This is a genomic window from Agrobacterium sp. SORGH_AS 787 (genome assembly GCF_030819035.1).
In the GTDB taxonomy this organism is placed as follows: Bacteria; Pseudomonadota; Alphaproteobacteria; order Rhizobiales; family Rhizobiaceae; genus Agrobacterium; species Agrobacterium larrymoorei_B.
Genome location: NZ_JAUTBG010000001.1, coordinates 1,099,596 through 1,121,112, shown reverse-complemented (window position 1 = coordinate 1,121,112; position 21,517 = coordinate 1,099,596). Strand labels below are relative to the sequence as shown.

At 57.5% G+C, this 21,517-nt stretch carries 23 protein-coding genes, 2 tRNA genes and 1 pseudogene; 14 read left to right on the top strand and 12 right to left on the bottom strand.

Going from position 1 to position 21,517, the window contains the following annotated elements; translation table 11 throughout:
- Positions 1 to 28 precede the first annotated feature (28 nt).
- The 3 genes from QE435_RS04920 to QE435_RS04910 all read right to left on the bottom strand — a co-directional run bounded on the left by QE435_RS04920 (position 29) and on the right by QE435_RS04910 (position 1,589).
- Positions 29 to 1,087 carry a D-alanyl-D-alanine carboxypeptidase family protein gene (locus QE435_RS04920; RefSeq protein ID WP_349040460.1) on the bottom strand — a complete coding sequence of 353 codons (1,059 nt, stop codon included), beginning with the start codon at positions 1,085 to 1,087 and terminating at the stop codon, positions 29 to 31.
- Between the two features lie 134 nt (positions 1,088 to 1,221).
- Positions 1,222 to 1,296 (bottom strand) — tRNA-Gly (locus tag QE435_RS04915).
- A 218-nt stretch (positions 1,297 to 1,514) separates the two neighbouring features.
- Positions 1,515 to 1,589, bottom strand: a tRNA-Gly gene (locus QE435_RS04910).
- A gap of 254 nt (positions 1,590 to 1,843) precedes the next feature.
- On the opposite strand from QE435_RS04910, the gene QE435_RS04905 reads away from it, so the two are divergent.
- The 6 genes from QE435_RS04905 to QE435_RS04880 all read left to right on the top strand — a co-directional run bounded on the left by QE435_RS04905 (position 1,844) and on the right by QE435_RS04880 (position 7,402).
- Positions 1,844 to 2,356, top strand: a complete 513-nt coding sequence (locus QE435_RS04905) for a prolyl-tRNA synthetase associated domain-containing protein (RefSeq protein ID WP_306930212.1) — start codon at positions 1,844 to 1,846, stop codon at positions 2,354 to 2,356.
- Between the two features lie 55 nt (positions 2,357 to 2,411).
- Positions 2,412 to 3,380, top strand: coding sequence for a thioredoxin (gene trxA, locus QE435_RS04900; RefSeq protein ID WP_349040459.1), 969 nt, complete (start codon positions 2,412 to 2,414; stop codon positions 3,378 to 3,380).
- A 75-nt stretch (positions 3,381 to 3,455) separates the two neighbouring features.
- Positions 3,456 to 4,127, top strand: a complete 672-nt coding sequence (locus tag QE435_RS04895; RefSeq protein ID WP_349040458.1) for an LON peptidase substrate-binding domain-containing protein — start codon at positions 3,456 to 3,458, stop codon at positions 4,125 to 4,127.
- A gap of 9 nt (positions 4,128 to 4,136) precedes the next feature.
- Positions 4,137 to 4,325 (top strand): Trm112 family protein, encoded by a 189-nt coding sequence (locus QE435_RS04890; RefSeq protein ID WP_306929153.1) that lies wholly within the window; start codon positions 4,137 to 4,139, stop codon positions 4,323 to 4,325.
- 139 nt (positions 4,326 to 4,464) lie between these two features.
- Entirely contained in the window at positions 4,465 to 4,644 is a 180-nt protein-coding gene (locus QE435_RS04885) for a hypothetical protein (RefSeq protein ID WP_349040457.1), read from the top strand.
- Between the two features lie 250 nt (positions 4,645 to 4,894).
- A complete protein-coding gene (locus tag QE435_RS04880) occupies positions 4,895 to 7,402 on the top strand; it encodes a methyl-accepting chemotaxis protein (RefSeq protein WP_349040456.1) in 2,508 nt (835 codons plus the stop codon).
- 33 nt (positions 7,403 to 7,435) lie between these two features.
- On the opposite strand, the gene QE435_RS04875 is transcribed toward QE435_RS04880, so the two are convergent.
- The 9 genes and pseudogenes from QE435_RS04875 to rsmI form a co-directional block, all read right to left on the bottom strand.
- Positions 7,436 to 7,963 (bottom strand): GNAT family N-acetyltransferase, encoded by a 528-nt coding sequence (locus QE435_RS04875; protein ID WP_349041133.1) that lies wholly within the window; start codon positions 7,961 to 7,963, stop codon positions 7,436 to 7,438.
- Positions 7,964 to 7,974: 11 nt separating this feature from the next.
- Positions 7,975 to 8,556, bottom strand: a complete 582-nt coding sequence (locus tag QE435_RS04870; protein ID WP_349040455.1) for an XRE family transcriptional regulator — start codon at positions 8,554 to 8,556, stop codon at positions 7,975 to 7,977.
- A gap of 84 nt (positions 8,557 to 8,640) precedes the next feature.
- Positions 8,641 to 9,747, bottom strand: a complete 1,107-nt coding sequence (locus tag QE435_RS04865) for a sn-glycerol-3-phosphate import ATP-binding protein UgpC (RefSeq protein WP_349040454.1) — start codon at positions 9,745 to 9,747, stop codon at positions 8,641 to 8,643.
- A gap of 12 nt (positions 9,748 to 9,759) precedes the next feature.
- Positions 9,760 to 10,602 carry a sn-glycerol-3-phosphate ABC transporter permease UgpE gene (ugpE, locus tag QE435_RS04860; protein ID WP_306929145.1) on the bottom strand — a complete coding sequence of 281 codons (843 nt, stop codon included), beginning with the start codon at positions 10,600 to 10,602 and terminating at the stop codon, positions 9,760 to 9,762.
- Positions 10,603 to 10,613: 11 nt separating this feature from the next.
- On the bottom strand, positions 10,614 to 11,585 hold the full coding sequence (locus QE435_RS04855) for an ABC transporter permease subunit (RefSeq protein WP_349040453.1): 972 nt from the start codon (positions 11,583 to 11,585) through the stop codon (positions 10,614 to 10,616).
- 200 nt (positions 11,586 to 11,785) lie between these two features.
- Positions 11,786 to 13,085, bottom strand: a pseudogene (locus tag QE435_RS04850) (extracellular solute-binding protein).
- 141 nt (positions 13,086 to 13,226) lie between these two features.
- Positions 13,227 to 13,781 carry a sugar O-acetyltransferase gene (locus QE435_RS04845; protein WP_349040452.1) on the bottom strand — a complete coding sequence of 185 codons (555 nt, stop codon included), beginning with the start codon at positions 13,779 to 13,781 and terminating at the stop codon, positions 13,227 to 13,229.
- An 11-nt stretch (positions 13,782 to 13,792) separates the two neighbouring features.
- Entirely contained in the window at positions 13,793 to 14,161 is a 369-nt protein-coding gene (locus tag QE435_RS04840; protein ID WP_349040451.1) for a YraN family protein, read from the bottom strand.
- Positions 14,151 to 15,068, bottom strand: coding sequence for a 16S rRNA (cytidine(1402)-2'-O)-methyltransferase (gene rsmI / locus QE435_RS04835; RefSeq protein ID WP_349041132.1), 918 nt, complete (start codon positions 15,066 to 15,068; stop codon positions 14,151 to 14,153). Before rsmI ends, QE435_RS04840 begins: the two co-directional genes overlap by 11 nt.
- A gap of 271 nt (positions 15,069 to 15,339) precedes the next feature.
- Here rsmI and dnaN point away from each other — a divergent pair, with 271 nt between their 5' ends.
- The 8 genes from dnaN to QE435_RS04795 all read left to right on the top strand — a co-directional run bounded on the left by dnaN (position 15,340) and on the right by QE435_RS04795 (position 21,491).
- Positions 15,340 to 16,458 carry a DNA polymerase III subunit beta gene (dnaN, locus tag QE435_RS04830; protein ID WP_349040450.1) on the top strand — a complete coding sequence of 373 codons (1,119 nt, stop codon included), beginning with the start codon at positions 15,340 to 15,342 and terminating at the stop codon, positions 16,456 to 16,458.
- 170 nt (positions 16,459 to 16,628) lie between these two features.
- A complete protein-coding gene (gene pmtA, locus QE435_RS04825; protein WP_306929133.1) occupies positions 16,629 to 17,222 on the top strand; it encodes a phospholipid N-methyltransferase PmtA in 594 nt (197 codons plus the stop codon).
- Positions 17,223 to 17,236: 14 nt separating this feature from the next.
- A complete protein-coding gene (locus tag QE435_RS04820; RefSeq protein ID WP_349041131.1) occupies positions 17,237 to 17,818 on the top strand; it encodes a histidine phosphatase family protein in 582 nt (193 codons plus the stop codon).
- A 5-nt stretch (positions 17,819 to 17,823) separates the two neighbouring features.
- Entirely contained in the window at positions 17,824 to 18,531 is a 708-nt protein-coding gene (gene pyrF / locus QE435_RS04815) for an orotidine-5'-phosphate decarboxylase (protein ID WP_349041130.1), read from the top strand.
- Between the two features lie 11 nt (positions 18,532 to 18,542).
- Positions 18,543 to 18,830 (top strand): DUF1330 domain-containing protein, encoded by a 288-nt coding sequence (locus QE435_RS04810; protein WP_309769793.1) that lies wholly within the window; start codon positions 18,543 to 18,545, stop codon positions 18,828 to 18,830.
- A 120-nt stretch (positions 18,831 to 18,950) separates the two neighbouring features.
- Entirely contained in the window at positions 18,951 to 19,931 is a 981-nt protein-coding gene (locus tag QE435_RS04805) for a complex I NDUFA9 subunit family protein (protein WP_349040449.1), read from the top strand.
- Positions 19,932 to 20,085: 154 nt separating this feature from the next.
- On the top strand, positions 20,086 to 20,601 hold the full coding sequence (locus tag QE435_RS04800; protein ID WP_306930268.1) for a hypothetical protein: 516 nt from the start codon (positions 20,086 to 20,088) through the stop codon (positions 20,599 to 20,601).
- 197 nt (positions 20,602 to 20,798) lie between these two features.
- On the top strand, positions 20,799 to 21,491 hold the full coding sequence (locus QE435_RS04795; protein ID WP_062423668.1) for a glutathione S-transferase family protein: 693 nt from the start codon (positions 20,799 to 20,801) through the stop codon (positions 21,489 to 21,491).
- Positions 21,492 to 21,517 lie beyond the last annotated feature (26 nt).

The following is a 21,517-nucleotide window of genomic DNA, read 5'->3' as shown; positions in this document are numbered from 1 at the left end:
GCCGCAGCATGGTTTAGCTCATGGAGCGTTAGTTCCGCGGTGCGTTGTTCTCGGCCGGTCGGGGAGATGGCAACGGAACATCAGCGGCAGCCGCTTCATTCTGCCAGGTCGTAATGCGATGAACGATGCCAGGTATCTCGTCATTGAGATAGCTCGGCTGGCCTGGGAGGCCCATTGGATACATGGCCTCACGCGATGCTTCATACTTGACGCTTTGATTGGTGCAAAGCCGCACCCTCATATCTTCCGGCTTCACCTCAGGCCTGTTCGCGATCGACTCCACAGTGCCGAAGCTCGGGGAAAGTCGTCCGTCGAAGCCCTCGTCCAGATATTTTGCAGATCGTTCGTTGCGCTCGCGCTCGGTGGTCGCGCCCAGCACCACGACCATGAGGCTGCGGTTGTCGCGCTTTGCCACGCCGACGAAGTTGCGTCCAGACGCGCACAGAAAACCGGTCTTGAGACCGGTCGTGCCGCGGTAGCGGGTCAGGAGCAGATTGTTGGACGGGATTTCCTTGCCGTTGATCGATACGGCAGAGACCTGGAAAAAGTTCTGGAACTGCGGAAACTGCTGCTCGATGGCAAGCCCCAGGATCGCGAGATCGCGTGCGGTGGTATAATTGTTCTTATCGAACAGTCCGTTCGGATTGGAAAAATGCGTCCCCGTCATGCCGAGACGCTTGGCCGCATCGTTCATCTTCTCGACGAAGGGTGCCTCACCATGGCCGACCCTCTCCGCAACGGCCATCGCAACATCGTTGGCGGAAGCAACGATCATGGCATAAAGAGCGTCCTCCAATGTCATGGCCTGGCCTTGAGAGAGACCGGACTCCAGAAACGCTTCACTGACGGATTTCTTCGTCATGGTGACAGGCGTCGACAGCGAAATCTCACCAGCACGCAGCGCCTCGAAGGTGAGAAACGCCGTCATCAACTTGGTTGTCGATGCGGGATACCAGGGAACCCCGGCATCTTCCTGAACAAGTACCTGATGGGTATCGGCATCCAGAACGAGGACGGGCGTGGCCTTCACGGACATTGGCACCATCATCAATGATGCCAAGCAAACGGAGCCAATCAGTCTTTTCATCTCAATGCTAATCCAGTGTTGTGGAAAAGCGGCTCCCTTAGCAGGTAAACGATGCGGATGCCACATGAGCGCGCATGACAATCACGTAGGCTGCTATGCAAGAAGAACACATCACTGACTGGGCTTGGAAAATTTGGAGCGGGCGAAGGGATTTGAACCCTCGACCCCAACCTTGGCAAGGTTGTGCTCTACCCCTGAGCTACACCCGCTCAAAGTCCGACGGTTCGGGGTAGATCGCTGAACCGCGGGCCGCCGTGTTGCGGCAACGGGCGCTATATCGCTCAACCGACTTTCAAATGCAAGAGATAAATGCAGGGAGAGTGCGATATATCTTTTCCCAGCACGCGACCAATGGCTTACGGCGCAAGCGCGCAATGCGCCATCGTGTATGGTTAAATGGCAGGATAAACTCTGATAGAGAGAGATTTGGAGCGGGCGAAGGGATTTGAACCCTCGACCCCAACCTTGGCAAGGTTGTGCTCTACCCCTGAGCTACACCCGCTCAAAAATCCAACGGTTCGGGGTAGATCGCTGAACCGTGGGCGCCGTCTTGCGGCGACGGGCGCTATATCGCTCAACCGATTTTCAAATGCAACAGGGAAATGACGAAAACCGGGAGAAAAATTTGTCAATCGTCGCAAGCATCGGAAAAGGCTGATCTTTTGAGAGCTTGGAAGCGGAATGGATTGCAAAAGCGATGTGTCAGGCCTATTCACATTGTCAGATACATACGAAATTCGGCAGAGGCACGCAGTGATGGTTGCAGAGCATTCCCCTAAAACGGCGCAGGATCTTTTCAGCTTTCTCGACGGCCTCGGCATCAAGCACACGACCACGCAGCATCAGCCGGTCTTCACTGTAGCAGAATCGGAATCGCTACGCGATCTGATCCCCGGCGGCCATACGAAGAACCTCTTCGTCAAGGACAAGAAAGATCAGTATTTCGTTCTGACCGTGGAAGAAAACGCCACGGTGGACCTGAAGGCGGTGCACAAGATCATCAATGCCGCCAGCAGGGTCTCCTTCGGCAAGCCGGAAAAGATGCTGGAATATCTGGGCGTCGTTCCAGGCTCTGTCACCGTGTTCGGCGCCATCAATGATACTGACAACCAAGTGACCTTCGTGCTTGATAGCGACTTGATGACGTACGACCTGATCAACGGCCACCCGCTGACCAATGATGCGACGACGACGATCGGCCGTGACGATCTCGTGCGCTTCCTCGAGGCGACGGGGCACACGCCGCTGATCTTGAAAGTCACGGAATAAACTACGATCTGTGCGGTATGATCGCACCGGCACGAGATGATATGGGAGTCGAGATATGAGCGGAATGGATAACCCTTACGGAGCTTCGCTCGGAGGTCAGATGACGGGTTCGGCAAGCTTCGGCGGCGGACAATCCGGCTCTCAAGGCTCCTATGTCAAGGATACGACGACTGCGAATTTCTCCAAGGACGTAATGGAGGAATCGCGCCGCCAGCCTGTGCTGGTGGATTTCTGGGCGCCATGGTGCGGCCCGTGCAAACAGTTGACGCCGGTGCTGGAAAAAGTGGTCAATGAAGCGGGCGGACGCGTCAAGCTGGTGAAGCTGAACATTGACGATCACCCAGCCATTCCCGGCCAGCTCGGCATTCAGTCTATTCCCGCGATCGTTGCATTCGTCGATGGCAGACCGGTCGATGGCTTCATGGGGGCCGTTCCTGAAAGCCAGATCCTGCAATTCATCGAGAAGCTAGCAGGACCGGGAGGCGATGATCAGAAGGCCGAAATCGAGGCAGCACTCGCAGAGGCAAAACAGCTGCTGGAGGTCGGCGATTTCCAGAATGCCGCCCAACTCTTCGGCGCCGTCATGCAGGCCGATCCCGAAAATGCCGCAGCTGTTGCGGGCATTGCCGAGTGCATGATCGCAGTGGGTCAATATGAGCGCGCCAGCGAGCTTCTGTCTTCCTTGCCGGAGGAACTCACCAAGGACGCAGCGGTGCAGGCGGCATCGAAAAAGCTGGCGCAATTTGAAGAAGCCCGCAAGCTCGGCGATCCTTCTGCCTTGCTGCAGGCGCTGCAACTCAACCCGGATGACCACGCATCAAGGCTGAAGCTCGCCAAAATCCTGAATGCGCAAGGCAAACGGGACGAGGCTGTCGAAGAGTTGCTGACCATCATGCGCAAGGATCGGACCTTTGAAGACGACGCGGCGCGCAAGCAGTTGGTAGAATTTTTTGAGACCTGGGGCTTTAAAGATCCCGCTAGCATTTCCGGTCGCAGGAAGCTGTCGTCCATACTCTTTTCCTAAAACCGTCTTGCGCTTTACCGCCCCGCTCCTCATCTAGACTGGAGCGGGAACGATGAGACATAAGGAATCCCTCCGATGCACGTCGGAAATGCGAGATATCTGAAAGAAAGCGATCTACCCGAGACCATTCCTGTTTTCCCCTTGTCAGGTGCCTTGCTGCTACCGGAAGGGCACTTGCCGCTTAACATCTTCGAGCCGCGCTATCTGGCGATGTTCGATGCGTCCATTGCAAGCCATCGACTGATTGGCATGGTCCAGCCCGCCCTGCAGGCTTCGGAAACCGGAACCGAGGGCGGTGCGCTCAGTCCCATCGGCTGCATCGGTCGCATCACCTCATTTTCCGAGACAGGTGACGGCCGCTACATTGTGTCGCTGACGGGTGTTTGTCGTTTCAGGCTGCTGGAAGAGCTTGAGGAAAAGACGCCTTACCGCGTGTTCAAGCAGGCCCCATTCATTGCCGATCTATCGGGTGAGGATGGAGAGGAAGACATCGATCGCGCCAATCTCTTGCGCGTTTTCCGCGACTTTCTTGAGTCGAACCAGTTGGAAGCAGACTGGGATAGCGTGGAGCGTGCTGGCAACCGCGTGCTGGTCAACTCACTGTCGATGATGTCCCCGTTTGGGCCAGCGGAAAAGCAAGCACTGCTGGAAGCCCCGGATCTGAAATCCCGCGCCGACGCACTGATCGCCATTATGGAGATCGTGCTCGCTCAAGGTGGCGCGGAAGGTAGTGTGATCCTACAATGAGCCACCTCCATGGATGAAAAGCTGAGCAAGGTTGACCCGAAGCTCCTCGATCTGCTGGTCTGCCCTTTGACCAAGGGCAGGCTAACCTATGACCGCGAGCATCACGAATTGATCTCCGAACGCGCCAAGCTCGCCTACCCGATCCGGGACGGCGTGCCAATCATGCTGATTTCAGAAGCGCGCAAGATTCAAGACTGACACCCTCAGTCGTCTCCCCAAACGGGGCAAGCATCATCGAGATGCAGCGCCGTGCTCCATCTGGAGAGGGAACTGGTATTTTCCCCGTGCGTTTCGATCCTTGACGACAAACATGAGATTGCGATGAGGGACCTGAACCATGGAAGACAAGAACGCACGTCAGACCATCGAAGAGACCGACGAGAAGACCACGCGCAATGAAGACATTCCAGCGGCAGGTCCCCACGCGAAAAAACATCTGACCGACGACAGCAAGACGCCGGGTGCAGGCTCGCTGCCGGATGAGGACGATAACGATATCAACCCAGGCTCCGGCTGAGTGGCGAGCAGGCCTCATCATTTTGTGTGGTGCGGCGCATGATAAACGCGATCGACTCCGTTACCATCCAGTCGCTGCATCGCCAATTAATGCATCAGCGTATTTAATGGGCAGGCCCGCACGCTCCCCGTTACCAGCAAGAAATACGGGGTCTTTTTAACGTTTTCTCAAAGCTTGATTGCAAAAAGTCTCCTCTGCCGAAAACCAATAACAATCAACGGCATAGAAATCATAGAGGCTTTGGGGCAGCATGTTTATCGATAGAGTTCTGGCACGTTTTAAGATCCAGACAAAGGTTATTGTCTTTATCGCACCATTCATTCTCAGTATTCTTGCGGTTGGAATATCGGGCCTTTACACCTCTAAGCTGCTTCAAGGTCGCATGGATATTTCCAACACGACCCTGCAGTCCTTGACCGGCTTCAAGCAGGTCTTTGAAAGCATGACCTCGTTTCTTCACAACACCACGGAAGAGACACGCACTACTCTTCATCATCAGATCGATGATCAGATCAGCTTTCTCAAGATGACGGGAGACGGAAGCGATCCTGCCATTCAGGACGCCATTAAAAGCACCTCTCTGATCGGCGTCCAGGTGGATGAGTTGTGGTCCTTCTACCAGAAGGAGCAAGCGCTCCGTTCGCAGATGAATGGCGATATGGCGGCCGCGACGAAAGAACTCAACGGGCTTTTGGCAAACGCCACCAACATCCGCAGCACGCTTGAAACCGACGAGACAAAGGCTAAGGTCATGTTGCGGGAAGCCGACAGGCTGGTTCGCGGCGCGACGCTGATCGCCACCGTCGTCACCGAATTCAACAAGCGGACAGTTCCAGAAGAAAAGATTGCGGTCATTCGCGATGCGATCGGCGGGCTGGAGGCCACGGCGAAGTCGCTCTCGGCCATAGCGGTTGCTGACCAGAAGCTCGTCATCGATCAGATTTCCGAAAATGTGAAACATATCCGCCAGCAGGTCGATGTCGGCGTCGTCAACGACATGACGGTCGGAACCATCGATCAGGCGATCAACATGATGCGCCCGGCAACGATCCGCCTCCAGGGCTTTGCCACGGTTAAATCCCGCCAGGCCGCCGAGGTGTTCGGGCAACTGGACGGCAAGATCGAGCCCGCCGAGAACTTCCTGACGATGGCGCGCCAGATCGCTGACGACGCCAAAAACCTGCAGCTTGAGATGGCGGGTTTTGCCGCAGCCCCGACAAAGGACGGGCTGGAACGGTTCCGCGATATGGCTTTCCGTCTGAGCGTCTCGGCGGGTGCGGTCATGTCCGACAAGACGATGTCCGAAAGCGCGATCAAAAGCGGCACCCTGATCGATGCACTTTCTACAAAACTCGACAAGAACGCCGTCGATCTCCTGGCCATGTTCAACCAGCGCAAGGCGGCCTTCGCCAAGGCAACGGAAGAGATCGGCCATATCTGGGAGCAGCTTACAGGCTTTGCAGAGTCCCAGCGTCTTGCGGCAGATAGCGAGCGCAGCAAAGCCAATGGCATCTCGATTTCCGCCATGCTCACCGGCATCCTGATCGCGATTTTCGCCGGCATCGGTCTGGTCATGACCTTCAAGGGCCCGATCCTGACGATCGTCAGCGCCATGAAGCGTCTCGCCACCGGCGACGTCAACGTGCCGCTGAGCGGCAACACCCGTCATGACGAGATTGGCGACATGGCGCGTGCATTGGAAGTCTTCAAGGAGAACGCCGCGCAGCGTCTGCGTCTCGAAGCGCAGACGGAAGAACAGCGTGCCGCAGCCGACGCGGAACGGCAGATGAACGAAGCGGAGCGCAGAGAGCTCGACCGTCAGATTCAGTTCGCGGTCTCAGCGTTGGGCGATGGCCTGGAGCGACTGTCCTCTGGAGACATTTCCACCACGATCGATACGCCTTTTACCGGCCATTTGGAACAGTTGCGCGTCGACTTCAACCAGTCCATGCAGCGGCTGCGCCAGACGATCGGCGGCATCCAGGATAATGTTGGAACCATCCGCATCAATGTGCAGCAGATGTCAGCGTCCACGCTCGATCTGTCCCGACGCACCGAGCGCCAGGCCGCTTCGCTGGAAGAAACCGCGGCAGCCGTCGATGAGGTCAACTCCAATATGCGCAATGCGGTGGAGCGTGCTCGTCAGGCCAATAGCATCGTCGACAACACGCGCCGCCATACCGATGAATCCCTGATGATCGTCAGAAACGCGGTTGCGGCCATGGAGCGCATCGAGGCAGCCTCACAGACGATCGGCAACATCATCGAGGTGATCGACTCCATCTCCTTCCAGACCAATCTGCTGGCATTGAATGCCGGTGTGGAAGCGGCCCGTGCGGGCGAAGCTGGCAAGGGATTTGCGGTCGTCGCCCATGAAGTGCGCGAACTGGCGCAGCGTTCTGCTTCTGCCGCCAAGGAAATCCGCCAACTGGTTGCCGTCTCGACACAAGAGGTTTCGGCAGGTTCGGACCTCGTGAACCAGACAGGCGAAGCCCTGGCGGAAATCGGCGTTCAGATCTCCAAGGTCAGCGATCAGGTGCACCAGATCACCCAGGCGACACAGGATCAGGCGGTCGTACTCCAACAGATCAACGGCTCAGTTGGAGAGGTCGACGTTCTTACCCAGCAAAACGCCGCCATGGTGGAAGAAACGAGTGCAGCGACACAGCAACTCAACACCGAAACAGATCAGTTGCTGCAATTGCTGCAGCAGTTCCGCTTGACGAAGGACAGCGCTGCCACCCGTTACGCAGCCTGATCTCGAAGAGCCGCGCCTCCAACATAGGTCCGGTCATTCGGCCGGACCTATGCGTTTGTAGAAGAACGTCGTTCCGCAGTACCGACCGTCTGGAAAGAGCGTGAAATAGGGAATGACTCCGACGCGCTGCCAGCCGAAGCGTGGATAGATCGCTTCCGCCTCGCTGCCTGTTGCTGTATCCAGCACGAGGAGCCTCCGTCCGAGACGTGTCGCTTCTTCCTCCACTTTCGCCATCAGCCTGCGTGAGAGACCGAGCCCCCGCGCCTTTCGATGGATCAACAGTTTCATCACATCGCCGCGGTGAGGCTGGTTGGGCTTGGTGGCAAGACCCACCTGGACGGTGCCGACCACCTCTCCATCTCGTTCCGCCACCGCATGGAGTGTCGTGCCACGACCCACTGCTTCCGCAACATCCTGCCAGAAGCCGCGCGCGTCGTCTGGCCCAAAAGGCAGCATGAAGCCGACCGAGGCTCCGCCATTGACGCAGTCTGACAGGACTTCGCAAAGCTCTGGCAAGGCATCGAGCGTCTGCTGACGATCGAGAAGTCGGACCGTTACAATAGGTTCTTCCATCATATGCGCTTTCTCTGATCCAGCACTACGGCGTAGCGTGCCGGGATGTCGGATGGATTGTGAAAAATGTGACCCTCGCCCACGGGCATGAACAGGCAATCACCCGGCGCCAGCTGGTAAGTCTGCTCGCCAAGCTCCATGGTAAGTTCGCCTTCGAACAGCCAGACATATTGCGTCATGCCCTTGCTGGCGGGATGGGGTGGGAAGCTGACGCGGGCCGACGCGGGCAGCGAGACCTCGACGATATCGACATCGGAGCCCATACGCGGCGGGGAAATCGCGCGACGGACATAACCGGTCTCGGGGTCTTTCCAGGTCGGCTGATCACCGTGTCTTACCAACGGTGAGGACCGTGTCTCATTCTCGGCGAAGAACTGCGATAGCGAGAGGCCGAGAGCCGCACAAATGCGGGCAAGCAGCGATGCGGTAGGGCTCGCCTCGCCCCGCTCAATGCGCGATATCATGGCACGGCTCACGCCGGACATTGTCGCAAGTCCGTCCAGCGTCAGCCCACTTTGCTCACGCAGAAGCTTCAGACGCATGGCGATGGCGGGTTCAAGGGGGTCGAATTGAGTTTCCATGATAAGAGAATATTCGATCTTATAATGGAGTCAATGGACAAATTTAAAGCCGGACAGCTGGGCGCGGTCCGGCTTTTCACTCTATTAATAGACGCGGGCCTGCTCGAGTTCGCGCTGAGCACTGTGGCGATCCAGCCTGACATCGATCCGCTTCCCAGTCTCGTTGTCGAAGAAGTGGAGCCTGGCAGGATTGATGGTCAGCGCAAAGCTCTCGGGCAGCCCCAGCTCGGCGGAAAGCGCCACCGTCAGTGACTGATCTCCAACGAGACCATGCACCAATCGCTGCGAGCCGAGTTCCTCGACATAATCGAGGCGGAACGGCAAGGCAGGCTCATCCCCATGTGCAATGCGCAAATCTTCCGCCCGCATGCCGACCGTCACCGGGCCGGAAGTCGGCGCCACACTATTCAACGACAGGATCGCAGGGCCGATCGCCAGCCGATCGCCATGCAGTTCACCGGACAGAAGGTTCATCGCAGGCGAGCCGATGAAGCTTGCGACAAAGGTAGAGGCGGGCGTGTGGTAGACATCCAGCGGCGCGCCGATCTGTTCGATGCGTCCCGCATTCAGCACCACAAGGCGATCTGCCAAAGTCATCGCTTCCAACTGGTCGTGCGTGACATAGATGGATGTGGTTCCAAGGCGACGTTGCAGCCGCTTGATTTCGCCGCGCATGGAGACACGCAGCTTGGCATCGAGATTGGAGAGCGGCTCATCGAAGAGGAAAGCCGCAGGCTTGCGCACGATGGCACGGCCCATGGCGACGCGTTGTCGCTGACCGCCGGAAAGCGCCCGCGGTTTGCGCTCCAGATAAGGTTCGAGTTGCAGCATGCGTGCTGCTTCCGCCACGCGAGAATCGATCTCGGCCTTCGGCGTCTTGCGGTTCTTCAGACCGTATTCCAGATTTTCGCGCACCGACATATGCGGGTAGAGTGCATAGTTCTGGAACACCATTGCAATGTCACGGTCCGCCGGCTCCACATCATTGACGATACGGTTGCCGATGCTGACGGTGCCCTCGGAGATTTCCTCCAGACCCGCCACCATGCGCAGAAGCGTGGACTTGCCACAGCCGGACGGGCCGACGAGCACGATGAACTCTCCGTCCTTGATGGAGATATCCACATCGTGGACGGCGCGCATGCCGTTGGCGTAATCCTTGCAGACCTGACTGATTTCGATCTCGGCCATTGTCGGTATCCTTTACTTATCGCTTTCGGTGAGGCCCTTGATGAACCAGCTTTGGAAGATGACGACGATCATCACCGGGGGCAGCATGGCGAGAACGGCCAGCGCGAAAGCCTCGTTATAATCGGGGAGTTGCGAACCGACCCAGACTTGCAGGATCGACTTGATGCCGCGCATCAGCGTGAAGAAGCTCTCATCATTGGTCATCAGCATGGGCCAGAGATACTGGTTCCAGCCATAGACGAACATGATGATGAAGATCGCTGCCACCATGGTGCGCGATAGCGGGATCAACACGTCGATGAAGAATTTGATCGGGCCCGCGCCATCGATCCGCGCCGCTTCCAGCAACTCGTCCGGCACCGATTTGAAGAACTGACGGAAATAGAAGGTGCCGGTGGCAGAGGCCAGAAGCGGTACGATGAGGCCGGTATAGGAGTTCAGAAGCCCGAGTTTGCTCATCACCTCATAGGACGGCATGATGCGCACTTCGAGCGGCAGCAGCAGCGTGGTGAAGATGATCCAGAAGGCAAGCGTCGCGAAACGAAAACGGAAATAGACGATGGCATAAGCCGCCATCATCGATAGCACGATCTTGCCGACAGCAAAGCCGATGCCGAGGATCAGCGAGTTCATCACCATATTGAAGCCGGTCACCTGACCGGTGAAACCGCCCTTCTGCGTCAGCACCTTCTCATAGGTCGCGATGAAATTGTTGCCGGGCGTGAGAGCCAGTCCGTTCATGTGGATTTCGGCTGCCGTGTGCGTCGAGGTCATGAAGGCGACGATGACCGGCAGAACCAGAAACAGCGAGCCGATGATCAGCACCAGATGGTCGAGAGGCTTGGTCTTATACATAGGTCAACACCTCAACCGTAATGGATGCGTTTTTCGAGGAAGCGGAATTGCATGACGGTCAGCACGAAGACGACGACCATCAGGATAACGGACTGCGCCGAGGAGCCGCCGATATCGTTGCCGCGGAAACCGTCGAGAAACACCTTGTAGACCAGCGTGATCGGGTTGTTGGCCGCCTTGTCCTTCACCATCACGTCGATGACGCCGAACGTGTCGAACAGGGCATAGGTGACGTTGATGATCAGCAGGAAGAAGGCAGTCGGCGCCAGAAGCGGCATGATGACGGTCCAGAACCGGCGAAAGCCAGAGCGGCAATCGAGATAGGCCGCCTCGCGGACCGAGACCGGAACGCTTTGCAAGCCCGACAGGAAGAAGATGAAATTATAGGGTATCTGCTTCCAGACCGAGACGAAGACCATGGCAAAAGCCGTGTCGAAGTAATTGACGCCCACCTGCATGTGCCAGCCGAAGAAGGCGGCGATCTTGACGAAAGGGCCGATATGCTGGTCGAAGAACATCATGCCGATCAAGCCCGCCACCGGCGGCGCGATGGCATAGACGGAGATCAATAGCGTCTTGTAAGCCGAAGCACCGCGGACGACGGAATCGGCCTTGACGGCCAGCAACAGACCAATGGCCAGCGAAAATACCGTCACGAGAATGGTGAAGATACCGGTGAACTTCGCGATGCTCAGATATTCCGCACTGAACAGGGCATCCGTGTAATTCGAAAAACCGACGAAGGTCGAGCCGAAGCCAAAGGGGTCCTCGATATAGAAAGAGGACTGAACCGCCTGCACCGACGGCCAATAAAAGAAGACGAAAATGACCAGAAGCTGCGGCGCAAGGAAGAGATAGGGCAGCAGCGAAGGGGAAAACTGGACGCGCTTGGCCGTCTCTGTCGCCGCGGCAGGCTTCTTCGCTTTCGCAGCAAGGCCGGGAAGAACCTGGGTGGCGCTCGGTTGGGAGGGAACGTAGGTCACGTCCGCAAACCTTCCTTGGTTATGGACCGGGCTTCAGCGAAGACGTCCGTCCGTGATTTTTTCAGAGAGCCCTGCTTGTGTGCCGCGCATCATCACTGCCCATGGGGCAAGGATGGCTGCGACTTGGAAGCGGCTTGCACATAGTGGAACGGACCTCTCCCCGATCCGAGGAGAGGTCCATCGATTGGGCGACCGTGTTATCAGCCGGCGGTCTTGGCGAAGCGCGCCAGAAGGTCGTTGCCTTCCTTCTCAATGATGTTGAAGGCATCCTTTACGGAAACTTCGCCGGAGAAGATGCGGCCATATTCACGCTCCATGATGGCGCGGATCTGTGGGTAGAAGCCGAGGCGATAGCCCTTGGACCATTCGCCGCCTGGAAGCGACAGCTGCTTGATACCGACTTCGGCAACAGGCTGCTTCTCGTAGTAGCCTTCCTTCTTCGCCAGCTCGTAAGCGGCCTTGGTGATGGCGACGTAGCCGGTTGCTTCATGGTAGAACTTCTGAATTTCAGGCGAGGTCAGGAACTGGAAGAAGTCTGCCACGCACTTGTTTTCAGCCTCAGGCTTGCCGGACATGGCAAACAGGGCCGCGCCACCGATGAAGGAGTTGGTGCCAGCGCCCTTGATCGCGCCCCAATACGGCAGGAAAGTTGCCGAGAATGGCATCTGTGCCGTCTTCTGCAGACCGCCGAACGAGCCCGAGGAACCGATCCAGAGGGCGACCTTGTTCTCTTCGAACGGCTTCTGGTTGTCGTTCCAGCCGGCACCGTAATAGGCGAAGTAGCCTCGGTCCTTCCAGGACTTCAGCTTTTCGAACATCATGATGAGGTTCGGATCGGTCACCTTCAGCTTGGTATCGACGACGCTGTCATAACCATTGTTGTTGGTGGCGAACTGGATGTTGTTGCGCGAGAAGAAGTTCTCGGTGAACTCCCAGGTCAGCTGCGACTGTACGAGCGGGATGAAACCGGCTTCCTTCAGCTTAGGCGCGATGGCTTCGAACTCTTCCCATGTCTTCGGCGCTTCGACACCGGACCTTCTTCAGGGCTTCGGTGTTGATGTACATGATCGGAGCCGACGAGTTGAACGGCATGCCGACGAACTTGCCGTCCGCTGCGGCGTAGAAGTAGCGAACGCCAGGAATGAAGGCTTCGCGATCGAATTTGTAACCGGCCTTGGTGATGATGTCTTCCGCTGGGATCACAGCGCCCTTGGCGTTGATGATGGTGGCTGCACCTGCATCGAAAACCTGGAGAATGTTCGGCTGCTCGCCGGAGCGGAAGGCAGCGATGCCGCTTGCCAGCGCTTCTTCGTAAGAACCCTTGGAAACCGGCGTCAATGCGCATGCGGTCTGCGCGGCGTTGAACTTCTGCGCGACCTCATTGATGACTTCGCCATTGCGGCCGCCCATGCCATGCCACCAGGTGATGTTGGTTGCCGCCATGGAAGACGTTGCGGAAACGCTGAAGGCCATCACGGCCATGGAAATTTTCTTGATCATCTTTCGATCCTCTACCGCCCTTGTTGGGTGAGGATGCGAATAGGGACGTTCCGTGACGGGGATTTTACAGTTTCATGTCAGATTTATTACGTGAGAAGCTCCGAAATTGCAGGCCAATCACGCCGGGCAATCGCAGGTAGATCATTTACGTCGCGTCGAACGCGCCGGATTGCCGACGACAACGTCGCCTGGCGCGACGCTCTTCGTCACCACCGAACCTGCACCGATAATGGCTCCATCACCAATCGTCACACCCGGCAGAATGATGGCGCCGCCGCCTATCCAGACATCTTTGCCAATCGCGACCGGCCTTGCTCTCTCGATCCCCTGCCCGCGCAGAGCGATATCCCGATGATGATCGGCGCAATAAATATGGACGCCGGGACCCAGCATGGAGCCTGCGCCAATTTCAACGCGGCCCGAGTCGAGGATCGTGCAGCCTGCGTTAAGATAGACCCTTTCCCCCAGGCTGATATTGACGCCGTAGCTGCAATGGAACGGCGCTTCGATGAAAGCAGTGTCAGCGACCGACTTCAAAAGACGGCGAAGCAACGCGCCTATCGACCCGCGCTCATCCGGTGGAAGCGTATTGTGCTGATGAACAGCGAAACGCGCCTTGATCCGAAGTGCGTCCAACTCGCCATCAAGGCATGAATACCATTCCCCGGAAGCCATTTTTTCGCGTTCGCTCAACATGGAAATCGTCCTCAAAAAGCATCGATGAAATGGACTGGCAGACGCAGCGGCAGAACAGCGACGATGTCGAAACGCGAGGATAGATTATGCGCATCGTGACGCCGCGCCAGCCACAAATCGGCAGATCCACGAATGCGCTGTTGCGATTGAAAACTTACCGCATCCACAGCGTCCTTTTCCGAGCGACGGGCCTTCACTTCGATAAAGGCGACGACATCCTTGCGCCGGGCAATGAGATCGATTTCACCAAGTGGGGTGCGATAGCGCAGCGCTAGAATCCGGTAGCCTTTAAGCATGAGATAAAGTGCCGCCCAGTATTCGGCAGCGTGGCCCCGCTTTTCCGCGCGGCGTCTTTTCACATGCCGTGCGTCAGCCGCCATTGCTATCCTTCATGTCGAGCAGTCGCTGATAGAGTTCCTTGCGCGGCAGGCCCGTAAGTTTCGCCGCCTCCGCGGCCGCCTTGGCCGCCGGCATGGTGGACACCAGATCCTTCAACAGCTTTTCGACATCTTCAATATCGGGGATATCGTCATAGGATGGCGGCTCGACGAGAAGGACGATCTCACCCTTCACCGTGCGATCTTCGTCGTAATAGTCGGCAAGCTCGCCCAAAGTTCCGCGGCGGAATTCCTCAAAGGTCTTTGTCAGTTCGCGACAAACCACAGCACGGCGCTCGCGCCCTAGCACCTCGGCAGCGACGCGGACGGACGCGCCGATGCGATGCGGGGATTCGAAAAAGATCAGCGTTGCCGGAATTTTGGAAAGCTCGGCAAAGCGATCGCGCTTGCCACGATCCTTCACGGGGAGGAACCCGGCAAACAGGAAAGCGTCGCTCGGCATGCCCGATCCGACGAGGGCGGCAAGCGGTGCGGACGCGCCGGGAATGGGCACGACGCGAAAGCCCGCTTCGAGCGCCAACTGTCCGAGCCGGTAACCGGGGTCGGACACAAGCGGCGTTCCGGCATCGGAAACGAGAGCGACCGACTTGCCCGCCTCCAGAGCCGCAATCAACCTCGGCCCAACCTCCTGGGCATTATGCTCATGATAAGCGTAAGGGCGGTTGCGGATGCCGTAGCGCTCTAAAAGAATGCGGGTGACGCGTGTGTCCTCACAGGCGAGAACATCGGCGGAGCTCAAAGTTTCGAGTGCCCGCAAGGTGATATCGCCCAGATTGCCGATGGGGGTGGCCACGAGATAGAGCGCGTTCTCCAAAGGCCGCGCTGGGACCGAAACGCCTGCGATACGAAAGCTCTTGCCCGAAGACGTCTCCGTCTGGTCATGGTTGATTTCGTCTGTCACGGGTCAGTCCAATCTATTTTGCCATTCCACGGAAGCACTTATGGGCAATTGGAAGCGGCGGAACAAGCGCAAGATGTCACTCTTATCTGTGGATCATGCGCGATAGCGTGGAATAGGGAGGACTAGCGAATGTAGGCCTCTTGCATTTTGCACGATAACTCTGCCATTTTGCCTGTCCCATTATCCGGCATCAGGCCGGGAAAGACTATCTTGCCGATCCGGCACCGCCGGGTCGCAACGGTTGAAAGCGGTAGCGTCCATGCGTATTACTCTCGAGCGGTCCAACCTTTTGAAGTCGCTGAACCACGTGCATCGCGTGGTCGAACGGCGCAACACCATTCCGATCCTGTCGAACATTCTACTGCGCGCCTCCGGCGCCAATCTGGACATGAAGGCGACCGACCTCGATCTGGAAGTCACAGAAGCGACACCGGCCATGGTGGAACAGGCAGGTGCGACGACCGTACCGGCCCATCTGCTTTATGAAATCGTCCGCAAGCTGCCGGACGGTTCGGAAGTGCTGCTCGCGACCAATCCCGACGGCTCGTCGATGACGGTGGCGTCCGGACGCTCCAAGTTCTCGCTCCAGTGCCTGCCGGAAACGGATTTCCCCGACCTGACCGCGGGCACCTTCAGCCACAGCTTCAAGCTGAAGGCCACCGATCTCAAGATGCTGATCGATCGCACGCAGTTCGCCATTTCCACCGAAGAAACCCGCTACTATTTGAACGGCATCTTCTTCCACACGATCGAAAGCGGTGGCGAACTGAAGCTGCGCGCCGTTGCGACGGACGGCCACCGTCTCGCGCGCGCCGATGTCGATGCGCCGTCCGGCTCCGAGGGCATGCCGGGCATCATCATTCCGCGCAAGACCGTGGGTGAGCTGCAGAAGCTCGTCGATAATCCCGAACTCGAAGTGGCCGTCGAAGTGTCCGACGCCAAGATTCGTCTGACCATCGGCGATATCGTCATGACGTCAAAACTCATCGACGGCACCTTCCCCGACTATCAGCGGGTGATCCCGACCGGTAACGACAAGGAAATGCGCGTCGATTGCGGCAGCTTCGCCAAGGCCGTGGACCGCGTATCCACCATTTCTTCGGAACGGGGACGCGCGGTCAAGCTGGCCTTGACCGACGGGCAATTGACGCTGACCGTCAACAACCCGGATTCAGGAAGTGCGACGGAAGAAGTAGCGGTCGGTTACGAGAACGACCCAATGGAAATCGGCTTCAATGCCAAATATCTCCTGGATATCACCGCGCAATTGTCGGGCGAAGATGCGATCTTCCTGCTGGCCGATGCAGGCTCGCCCACGCTGGTGCGTGATACAGCGGGGGATGATGCGCTCTACGTCCTGATGCCGATGCGGGTCTAAGACAACATTCCTGAAAAAAGCCGGCGGAATTTTCCTCCGGCTTTTTTTCGCTCCAGAGGTGAGATAAGTTTTTCCAAATGCGACATTTTGATTTTGATTTGCGCCGTTCGAGACAAGATGTCGCCATAGTTTCAACAAATGGTATTTGACGACAAATAAGGGGACAAGACATGGGACTGAGCCTGAAAGAACGCTTCGGCCGGAAATTCGAAGAAGAGATCCGCTTCTTCAAAGGAATGGTCAATCAGCCGAAAAAAGTCGGCGCGATCGTTCCAACCTCCGGCATCACCGCGCGGCGGATGGCGAGCGTCATCAACCCTCACTCAGGCCTGCCCGTTCTTGAACTCGGACCCGGAACCGGTGTCATCACCAAAGCCATCCTCGGCAGGGGCCTCAGGCCCGACCAGGTGACGGCCATCGAATATTCGACGGATTTCTATCAGCAGCTTCTACGCAGCTATCCCGGCGTCAACTTCATCAATGGCGATGCTTTCGATCTGGATAAGACGCTGGGCGACCAGAAGGACCAGATGTTCGACTGTGTGATTTCCGCCGTTCCCATGCTGAACTTTCCGATGGCCGCCAGAATCAAGCTGCTGGACGAGCTGCTGAACCGCATTCCGCATGGCCGCCCTGTTGTTCAGATTTCCTACGGCCCGGTCTCACCGATCGTGGCGCAGCCTCATCTTTATCATATTCGCCATTTCGACTTCGTGGTGCGCAACATTCCGCCTGCGCAGCTGTGGACCTATACCCGCAGCTAGTCTACTCTTTGGGGATGTACGCTCTCTACATAACCCATCCGCAGGTTCGCATCGATCCGAAGGTTCCCGTTCCTGAATGGGGACTATCGGACATAGGAGCAGAGAGGGCGAAAAGGGCCTTCTCGCAGCCTTGGGTTCGCAACTTGCGCCGTATCGTCAGCAGCACCGAGACGAAAGCGATCGAAACGGCGCAATATCTTGGCCGTGCGAGTGGTCTTGAGGTTGAGCGCGTTGATGATATGCACGAGAACGACCGGAGCGCGACCGGTTTTCTTCCGCCTGACCTGTTTGAAAAAGCTGCCGACTGGTTCTTCGCCCACCCGCACGCAAGCTACAAAGGCTGGGAAACCGCAGCCGACGCACAGGCTCGCATTGTAAAGTCAGTGGAAACCATCCTCGCCGCCCACGATCCCAGCCAGCCCATTGCCTTTATCGGTCATGGCGCAGTCGGAACACTTCTCAAGAGCCACCTCAGCCACGATGTGATCCGACGCAGCACCGACCAGCCGCCCGGCGGTGGCAATCTTTTCAGATTCGACCTTGCGGACCGGAAAGTGACATGCGACTGGACGCCCATCGAAAACTGGCAGGGGTGAAGATGATGACCACGAACGAGCGCCTGATCGTTGGCCTGGATGTTGCAACCGTCAAGGAGGCCGAGGCGATCGTTACCGCCATTGGCGACGATGTCATTTTCTACAAGATCGGTTATCAGCTGGTCTTTGCCGGTGGACTGGAATTTGCTCGCGAGCTTGCCCAAAGCGGCAAAAAAATCTTCCTCGACATGAAGCTGCTGGATATCGACAACACCGTCGCTTCCGGCGTGGAAAACATCGCCAAGATGGGCATGTCGATGCTGACCCTGCACGCCTATCCAAAGGCCATGCGCGCCGCCGTTGCCGCAGCCAAGGGCTCGGACCTCACCCTTCTCGGCGTCACGGTTCTGACCTCCATGGACAATGCCGACTTAGTGGAGGCAGGCTACCAGGGTGATGCCCGCTCGCTGGTTCTCAAGCGCGCCGAACAAGCGAGAGAAGCGGGCATGGGCGGCATCGTCTGCTCTGCCGAAGAATCCGCCGCCGTCCGCGACATCCTCGGACCCGACATGGCGGTTGTGACCCCTGGCATTCGCCCAACCGGTGCAGACGCTGGAGACCAGAAGCGTGTGGTCACACCTTTCGACGCCATTCAGGGCGGATCTAGCCATCTGGTCGTCGGACGCCCTATCGTCAAGGCGACCGATCCGAAGGCAGCCGCACGCGCCATTCTGGACGAAATGCTGCGCGCCAGCTTCCCAGCCAATCGATAAGGACGAAAACCATGACCAAAGCCTACTGGATCGCACGCGTGGATGTTCGCGATGCCGAGCGCTACAAGGATTATGTCGCGACAGCCAAGCCAGCCTTCGAACGCTACGGTGCAAAGTTTATCGCTCGCGGCGGTGCATTCACGGAGCTGGAAGGCCAGGCACGCGCCCGCAATGTCATCATCGAGTTCCCTTCGATGCAGCACGCCGTCGATTGCTATAACTCGCAAGAGTATCAGGCCGCAGCGAAAATCCGCCAGGAAGTGGCCGATGCGGAAATGGTGGTCGTCGAGGGAATCTAACGACGCCAAAGGCTGCTTTTTCAACGGCCATCCTGCTCAGCGCTGTTCTCTCTTCCCGTGCGCCCGGCTTTCAGCTAAGACACCAGAATATATCCATTAACGCTTCGCAGGAGCCGTCTCATGCCCTTGGCCAACCTTCCTCCTCTCGTCACCGTTTTTGGCGGCTCGGGCTTCGTCGGGCGGCATGTGGTGCGCACGCTGGCAAAACGCGGCTATCGCATCCGCGTTGCAGTTCGCCGCCCGGATCTTGCCGGTTTCCTGCAGCCGCTCGGCAATGTCGGCCAGATTTCCTTCGCCCAGGCCAATCTGCGTTACAAGGACTCGATCGTTCGGGCTGTCGAAGATGCCGATCATGTCGTCAACTGCGTCGGCCTGCTGTTCGAAAATGGCCGCAACACCTTTGATGCCGTGCAGGAATTCGGCGCGCGCGCCGTTGCAGAAGCTGCCAAGGCGGCAGGTGCGACGCTGACCCATATTTCGGCAATCGGCGCCGATGCGAATTCTTCGATCGGATATGCCCGCACCAAGGGCCGTGCCGAAGCCGCGATCCGCTCCATTTTGCCCGACGCCATTGTTCTGCGCCCGTCCATCGTCTTCGGCCCTGAAGACAACTTCTTCAACAAGTTTGCCGGCATGGCGCGCACGCTTCCCTTCCTCCCTTTGATCGGTGGCGGCAAGACGAAGTTCCAGCCCGTCTATGTCGAGGATGTCGCGGAAGCCGTCGCCCGCAGCGTCGATGGTCAGTTGAAGCCCGGCGCCACCTACGAGCTTGGCGGCCAGGACGTCTTGACCTTCCGCCAATGTCTTGAGGCGGTGCTGGAAGCAACATACCGCGAACGCCCGATGGTCAACCTGCCCTTTGGCATTGCGTCATTGATGGGTTCGGTCGCCTCTCTCATTCCTCTGATCAAGCCTCCCTTCACCTCCGACCAGATTGCCCTGTTGAAGAAGGACAATGTGGTGTCGGCAGAAGCGGCAAAGGCTGGCCTGACGTTGGAAGGAATGGGGATCACGCCCGTTCGCATCACCTCGGTTCTCTCGTCTTATCTGGTCAGCTACCGCCCGCACGGCCAGTTCAGCAACGCCGGAAAGGCTGCTTAAGGCGTCACCCGTCCTTTGGAAGCAGGAACGGTGCTCTCGCTGTTCGCGCCAACGCCTCGTGCGTGCCCGGCGTCGATTCCGATTTAGGGCATGTCGCGCAAAAGTGCGCAGCGGTTTTGCGATCACGACATGCAATAACAAAGACCTAGAGCGTATGAGCGAATCTGAAAGATCGCGACACGCTTTAGGGCCTATGCACGGGGCTTTTTTCAAGCGCATTGCAACCAAAAATTACGTCGACCGTTATGATCCCAACGAACTGGGCAACGTTGAATTCGTTGCCACGTTCAAGGGGTGGGAATGTCGCGGAAACGCGTGGGGAATGCCGCAAGCGTGGCGCAAGGGCAACGGTGGAAAAGTCTTCACATTAACCCGGTGTTCAGCAACGTCAGTTATTGGTAAACGCCACAATCACGACACATCCTCCATCGAACAACCAACCAGCGGCGTGACCGCTCGTATTTTAATTTTGAAAGGCAATGAGAAATGGGCAGGTCTATCGCACTCTTTTTTGCGTGTGCGGCGTTGGTTGTTCTGGCAGGTTCGTTCATGGCTCCGGGCACGGTTGCCGCAGGCAAGACCGGTTGCTCTCCCGCCTATGGGGTTGACCCATGTGCAACGAGCTCCATCTCTGCACAGTGAGGCTGGTGGCCTGATGGCCGTTGCATGAAAAGGCTAAGCGCCCGGAGAAAAAATCCAGGGCGCTTTTTTATTGCAGCCGCTCACCACCCACCCACAGACTGTGGTGCAACGCAGCATTAAAGTTACGTTAAAAAAGCTTTGTCTATTATTTCCTGCCAAAGCCGCACTTTGAGCTTGTTTCCACCACAGATAAGCAACCGCAAGAAACACAAACCCTGAGCGCAAATGCCAACTCTTTATCATTCCTCTATGTCGACAGCGTCGCGGTTCGTCCGGCTGATCCTTGCCGAATATGGCTTCCAGATCGATCTCGTCGAGGAGCAGCCTTGGGAAAAAAGGCGGGAATTTTTAGCGCTCAATCCGGCTGGCACCTTGCCCGTCTATCTGGATGACAATATGCGCTCACTCTGCGGGCCTTATGTGCTTGCAGAGTTTCTGGATGAGGCGCATGGCGTGCTGAAGCGCGATCGTCGTCTTTTGGCGGAAGAGCCGTTTCAGCGCGCTGAGATACGCCGTTTGACCGAGTGGTTTTTGCAGAAGATGGAAAACGACGTCACCAAGCCCTTGGTGCGCGAGCGTGTCTACAAATTGCAGATGACGGCAGCCCAAGGCGGAGGTCCACCGGACTCGAAACTCCTGCGCACCGCGCGCTCGAACATTCGCCAGCATATGAAGTATCTCGAATGGCTTGCCGGGTCGCGTACCTGGATTGCTGGCGATCGTTTGAGCTATGCCGATCTCGCCGCGGCTGCATCGGTTTCCATTCTCGACTATCTCGGAGAGATCAACTGGCTCGAAGCGCCGATTGCCAAGGAATGGTACCAGCGGGTCAAATCGCGCCCATCCTTCCGGCCGCTTTTGGCAGAACGGGTACCACGTCTAGCGCCCTCCTCCCATTATGCCGATCTCGATTTCTAATCCTGTCGCGAGGCATTATAGATAAC

What these genes read in the sequence shown, in the direction of transcription:
- QE435_RS04890 (WP_306929153.1), top strand. Translation starts at nt 4,137, where the DNA reads ATGGATGAAAAGCTGAGCAAGGTTGACCCGAAGCTCCTCGATCTGCTG.
- QE435_RS04805 (WP_349040449.1), top strand. Translation starts at nt 18,951, where the DNA reads ATGCCCTTGGCCAACCTTCCTCCTCTCGTCACCGTTTTTGGCGGCTCG.
- QE435_RS04880 (WP_349040456.1), top strand. Translation starts at nt 4,895, where the DNA reads ATGTTTATCGATAGAGTTCTGGCACGTTTTAAGATCCAGACAAAGGTT.
- QE435_RS04905 (WP_306930212.1), top strand. Translation starts at nt 1,844, where the DNA reads ATGGTTGCAGAGCATTCCCCTAAAACGGCGCAGGATCTTTTCAGCTTT.
- QE435_RS04865 (WP_349040454.1), bottom strand. Translation starts at nt 9,747, where the DNA reads ATGGCCGAGATCGAAATCAGTCAGGTCTGCAAGGATTACGCCAACGGC.
- QE435_RS04845 (WP_349040452.1), bottom strand. Translation starts at nt 13,781, where the DNA reads ATGTTGAGCGAACGCGAAAAAATGGCTTCCGGGGAATGGTATTCATGC.
- QE435_RS04800 (WP_306930268.1), top strand. Translation starts at nt 20,086, where the DNA reads ATGAGCGAATCTGAAAGATCGCGACACGCTTTAGGGCCTATGCACGGG.
- pyrF (WP_349041130.1), top strand. Translation starts at nt 17,824, where the DNA reads ATGACCACGAACGAGCGCCTGATCGTTGGCCTGGATGTTGCAACCGTC.
- QE435_RS04885 (WP_349040457.1), top strand. Translation starts at nt 4,465, where the DNA reads ATGGAAGACAAGAACGCACGTCAGACCATCGAAGAGACCGACGAGAAG.
- dnaN (WP_349040450.1), top strand. Translation starts at nt 15,340, where the DNA reads ATGCGTATTACTCTCGAGCGGTCCAACCTTTTGAAGTCGCTGAACCAC.
- QE435_RS04840 (WP_349040451.1), bottom strand. Translation starts at nt 14,161, where the DNA reads ATGGCGGCTGACGCACGGCATGTGAAAAGACGCCGCGCGGAAAAGCGG.
- QE435_RS04810 (WP_309769793.1), top strand. Translation starts at nt 18,543, where the DNA reads ATGACCAAAGCCTACTGGATCGCACGCGTGGATGTTCGCGATGCCGAG.
- QE435_RS04795 (WP_062423668.1), top strand. Translation starts at nt 20,799, where the DNA reads ATGCCAACTCTTTATCATTCCTCTATGTCGACAGCGTCGCGGTTCGTC.
- trxA (WP_349040459.1), top strand. Translation starts at nt 2,412, where the DNA reads ATGAGCGGAATGGATAACCCTTACGGAGCTTCGCTCGGAGGTCAGATG.
- QE435_RS04820 (WP_349041131.1), top strand. Translation starts at nt 17,237, where the DNA reads ATGTACGCTCTCTACATAACCCATCCGCAGGTTCGCATCGATCCGAAG.
- pmtA (WP_306929133.1), top strand. Translation starts at nt 16,629, where the DNA reads ATGGGACTGAGCCTGAAAGAACGCTTCGGCCGGAAATTCGAAGAAGAG.
- QE435_RS04895 (WP_349040458.1), top strand. Translation starts at nt 3,456, where the DNA reads ATGCACGTCGGAAATGCGAGATATCTGAAAGAAAGCGATCTACCCGAG.
- QE435_RS04870 (WP_349040455.1), bottom strand. Translation starts at nt 8,556, where the DNA reads ATGGAAACTCAATTCGACCCCCTTGAACCCGCCATCGCCATGCGTCTG.
- ugpE (WP_306929145.1), bottom strand. Translation starts at nt 10,602, where the DNA reads ATGTATAAGACCAAGCCTCTCGACCATCTGGTGCTGATCATCGGCTCG.
- QE435_RS04920 (WP_349040460.1), bottom strand. Translation starts at nt 1,087, where the DNA reads ATGAAAAGACTGATTGGCTCCGTTTGCTTGGCATCATTGATGATGGTG.